Source organism: Pseudoflavonifractor sp. (genome assembly GCF_050943825.1).
Lineage (GTDB): Bacteria > Bacillota > Clostridia > Oscillospirales > Oscillospiraceae > Pseudoflavonifractor.
This window is the reverse complement of record NZ_JBMNPX010000036.1, coordinates 1-4,455: the sequence shown is the minus strand read 5'-3', so window position 1 is coordinate 4,455 and position 4,455 is coordinate 1. Positions and strand designations below refer to the sequence as shown.

General features: G+C 54.9%; 3 protein-coding genes. 1 reads left to right on the top strand and 2 read right to left on the bottom strand.

All coding sequences use genetic code 11. The annotated features are described in order from the left end of the window. The first annotated feature begins 253 nt into the window (after window positions 1-253). The gene (locus ACOX7T_RS14800) at window positions 254-1,279 is read left to right on the top strand and encodes a diguanylate cyclase domain-containing protein (RefSeq protein ID WP_433444145.1); all 1,026 of its coding nucleotides are present in this window, start codon (window positions 254-256) and stop codon (window positions 1,277-1,279) included. Window positions 1,280-1,491: 212 nt separating this feature from the next. Here ACOX7T_RS14800 and ACOX7T_RS14795 read toward each other — a convergent pair whose 3' ends face one another. Next, complete coding sequence (locus ACOX7T_RS14795; protein WP_433444143.1) at window positions 1,492-2,973, bottom strand: DUF4340 domain-containing protein; 1,482 nt, start codon at window positions 2,971-2,973, stop codon at window positions 1,492-1,494. Next, window positions 2,960-4,414 (bottom strand): GldG family protein, encoded by a 1,455-nt coding sequence (locus tag ACOX7T_RS14790; protein ID WP_433444141.1) that lies wholly within the window; start codon window positions 4,412-4,414, stop codon window positions 2,960-2,962. The genes ACOX7T_RS14795 and ACOX7T_RS14790 overlap by 14 nt, the downstream gene beginning before the upstream one ends. Window positions 4,415-4,455 lie beyond the last annotated feature (41 nt).

The following is a 4,455-nucleotide window of genomic DNA, read 5'->3' as shown; positions in this document are numbered from 1 at the left end:
GAGACGGTGGCGCTGCTGGCAGCCTGCGCAGATTGCCTGGTGCCGTAAGGACTGCGGCGGGCACTGTGTGCTGATAAAAAAGAACGTGTGCACGGGGATGGAGCCCGTGTGAAAGAGCGGAACTGCGCCTGGGAGAGGATGCAGTATGGTCCGTCAGATAACAGGCTCCCGGGGTTATTAAAGTGTAAAAACGGAGCCGCCATGCAAGTGCGTGCCGGGAAGAGCGCGCTATGGATGGAAGGGGGAAGAGTGGATGACAGCTACAGCCGGCGAGAAGCGGAAAGAACAAATAGCAATAGAGCTGACCAGCCTGATGCTGCATAAGCATTACTGCGAAAATGATGTGGAAGCGCTCATTGCGCTGCTGGACGATGCAGTCCATTGGTTTGGTGCAGGCGAGTATGAATATGCAGTGGGGATTGAAACGGTGGCACCGATTTTCCGCCGGTTTGCAGGGCAGGTTCCAAAGTGCAATATCTCCGATGAGGAATATGAGGTAGTCCAGATCGCACCGGAAACGTATCTTTGTACTGGCCGAATATGGGTTGCCACGGATGCTTCCACCCAGATCAGCCTGCGGGTTCATCAACGGGTTACGATGGTGTTCCGGTGGAGGGATGGGCAGCCGCGCTGCTGCCATATTCACATTTCCAACCCCTATCAGGAGATGACGAAAGGGGATCATGGGTTCCCTGTTAAAATGGCCTGGGAATCCTATCGGTATCTGCAAGAGCAGATTGAAAAGCAGAAAGAACGGATCCGGGATCAGACAGCAATGCTGCTGCGTATGAGCTATGAGGATTCCCTGACGGGGGTCTATAACCGCAATAAGTTCAATGAGATCATGGAGCCGGACTGGAGCAGGAATAAGTTCCGGCTGGGAGTGGCCTATTTTGATCTCAACGGACTCAAGGCCATCAATGACAGTCAGGGACACAGCGTGGGAGATCAGTTTCTCTGCCGTGCGGCGGAACAGCTGTGGAACGTCTTTGAGAACAGGACATACCGCACGGGCGGCGATGAGTTTATCGTGGTGGATGACACGTTGGAGGAAGCTGCGTTTCAAACGGCTGTCCGCACCGTTTTGCAGAGAATGGAGCAGGTGGGCATCCGATGTGCCGTGGGAATTTCCTGGAGAGCGGGACACTGCAGCGTCAAAGAACAACTGGAGGAAGCAGATCAGCGGATGTATCAGGAAAAGCGGCGGTTCTACAGTGTCGAGGGAAATGACCGGAGAAAACGCCGGGAAGGCGGCCAGCAGGAGCACGCATCCGGCTGAGCCTGGATGACGGAAGGCGGAGCTGCAGCCGGATCCGAGAAAGCCCGGAAATAGAGAGATGGGTAAACTCAGGCGGCTTGCGCTGCGGATACAAAAAAGCAGGACCCGGATATCCCACTGAGGGGATATCCGGGTCCTGATCTATTTGGAGAGGTCCGGGAGAGGGAAGCGCCGGATGGCACCGGACCGACTCACCAGAAAAATAGGGACAATCAGCTCAGTACGATGGCGTTTACGGCCTCAATGAGGTCCACCACATAGCTGCGCTGGACCAGGCACATGGGGGTGCCGTCCACAACCGCCAAACAGTACGAGCCGTCATAGCGGTACAGCCCAATTTCCGCACTGGGTTCTCCTTCCAGATCCAGATGGAGTGTCAAGTGAATTTCTTCCTTTTCTGTGGGCTGTTCATCGGTGAAGGAGTCTGCGGTCAAGGTCTGCATGGCAGACTGAAGATCCGCGATATCCAATTCTTCGTCTGCATAGAAGTATGTCCGCTCCTCTGCGTCTCCCTCGGAGGTAATGGTGTAATCCGTACCTTCCAGGGAGATATCGATCTGGGCGATGTCGGCAAAATCAGCGGGCAGGACCTCGGTATGCCGCAGGTCGTTGTATCCGGCAGCCATCAGGGTCTCATAATCCTCGCCGGAGAGCCGGTAGATAATCTTGGAGTCACCGATCCGCATGTATGCGGTGATCTCCTCGGTCTCTGTGTCCTCTTCATCTTCGGAGGTGGTTTCCGCATCGGAGCTCTTGGCTTCTTCACTGGATTCCTTGGCTTTGGCCAGTTCATCCGGGTCGCGGCTGATGCTCATGGTGAAGGTGTTGGAAACGGTGTTTCCATCCTCGTCCTCCGTATTGTAGTCGGCCTCAATGACCAGCTGGGGATTATCCAGTCCGCAGGCGGCCAGATCTTCATCAGTTGCCTTGTAGGTCACATATTCATCGGGGAACACGAAGCTGACTTCGTGGAGATAGTCGCTCACCCGTGTGGAATCCAGCGGCACCTGGCGGCCGTTTTGCTCGGTGAAATAGACATCATCCGCCCGGTAGGTATTGTCGCTGTCTGCCTCATAGGTGATTTCGTAGTTGATCTCTCCGGAGAAGCGGATGGCTGTGGTCGTGCCTTCCTCTTCCAGATAGGGGATGTCATCATCATCCAGCATTTTGCTCAGCTCGACATCAAACTCCTCCATGGGGTCCTCGCTTACCAGATAGACATTGCCGTCGCCGATGGAGACATAGCGCTGGGAGTCCATGGGGCTGTAATCGCCCAGCAGGACCGTGTAGGAGGTCTCACCGTCGGAAAAGTTGATGGTGCAGCTGGGATCGGTCAGTCCATACTGCCCCAGATCCTCCGGGTTTTCAATCACAAAAGCGGCGGTGAGAGATTCAAAACAGGAGAGCAGGTTGTTGATTTTGGTCTTATCGACAGGGAAAACATCATCCTCATCATAAATCCAGATACTCTCAGAATCCGGATCTCCTTCCGTTGTTTCCTTGTGGAACGAGAAGGAGCGGTCGCCGACATCCCAGGAAAGGGATTCCACGGAATCGGTGGGGACCTCCAGAATGACCTCGCCGCTGTTTTTGATTTCTTCCTGCCGGGTCTGATAGCGGCTGACACCGAATGTAATGGCACAGACTGCTACCAGAACGCCCAACAGAATATACAGCTTTTTAGCCCGCTTCATTTTGTGTCCTCCTTCTGTTTACCACCACAAAAATGCCGATTCCCAGATACACCAGCGGAAATACGCCGATCATGGCGACTTTGAGCAGAGAGGAGGTGGAATCGCTGATGGTCAGATAGTTATAGTTGAGGGATTTGCTGCGGATGGCCATGGCCTCGCTCTCCCCAATCATGGAGGACAGGGCATTCATCCCCAGGTTCACGTTGGCACCGGAGGAATAGGCGTTGTACATGTCGTCCAGGAAATCGGAGGAGGAGAACCAGGTCAGCTGTCCGCCGCTGTCACAGGTGATGGAGACGCCCACAGCAAAGGGACCGTCCACATCGCCGTCCTCTTTTTCATAGGTGGAAAGATCATACCCTGCGGTCTTGCTGAACGAGAGGTCAGACGTGGTCAAAAGCGCGGTGACAGTGGCACCGGAAGGGGTGTCGCCCACAGTCAGCCCCTGAGAAATGGGCATGATGGGGAAGTAGTGCTCTTCAATGAGAGAATCGGTGATGTCGCTGCTGGCCATGTCGGGCATCAGGGCGAAGGGCAGCTGGAAGGCATAGTGTTCCCGGTCGCCTTCGATCACGATGCCGTCGGTAGCGGTGACGCCGTAGTCGGACAGCAGGCTCAGCAGGTTATCCAGAGAGCCGCTTTCCACAGGACCGGCCATGACCATCAGCTTTCCGCCGCCGGCCACATAGTCTGCAAGCATATCCTTTTCTTCTGTGGAGATGTCGCTGGTGGGGCCGTAGATCATGATGCAGTCCGCATCCTCCGGGATGGTGTCCACGGTGAGCAGGGAGAAGGTATGCAGCTCGATGTTCTCCCGCTCAATCTGGTCGGAGAAGGTGGAAGGCAGTTCCGATTCGCCGTGGCCCTCGAGAACATAGACCTGGGGCTGCTCTTCATTGACCACATAGTCGATGGCGGAAGTAATGGCACCCTCACCGTCAAAGGAGGTGTTATAAGAGTAGGTTGTCATGTCCGCTTCCTGCAGGTAGATATCATCGTAGGAGATGAAGCGGCTGCGGTCGCCGCATTCCACCACCAGGCTGTTGTTTTCTGCCGTTTCGTCGGTGTACTGCTGGGCGAAGGTGGGATAGACATCAGGGTTTTTCTTGACCACCTGAATGTGATCGGAAAGACTGTCGTATTTGCCCAGCAGGTTTTCAATGACCTGGTCCTCTTTGCCGGACTGCACGATCCAGTAGATCGTGACATCTTCCTGCAGGGCGTTGACCACCACCTTGGTGTTGCTGGTAATGGAATACAGCTTGGATGCGCTGATGTCGTATTGTGTCATGGGCGTGGGCAGGATGGAGACCAGGATATTGACCACAATCAGCAGTGCCAGCACCACGGCGGTGATGACCAGAGAGTAGGAACCGCCCTGAAGGGCAATGCGGTTGCTCCGCGCGTTGTCAGCAGGATGCAGGAGATTCCACTTTTTCATCAGTTGTACCTCCTTTTCTCAAGAGACTGCACGGAAAGAAA

Coding starts and splice junctions, on each gene's coding strand:
- ACOX7T_RS14790 (WP_433444141.1), bottom strand. CDS start 4,414: ATGAAAAAGTGGAATCTCCTGCATCCTGCTGACAACGCGCGGAGCAAC.
- ACOX7T_RS14795 (WP_433444143.1), bottom strand. CDS start 2,973: ATGAAGCGGGCTAAAAAGCTGTATATTCTGTTGGGCGTTCTGGTAGCA.
- ACOX7T_RS14800 (WP_433444145.1), top strand. CDS start 254: ATGACAGCTACAGCCGGCGAGAAGCGGAAAGAACAAATAGCAATAGAG.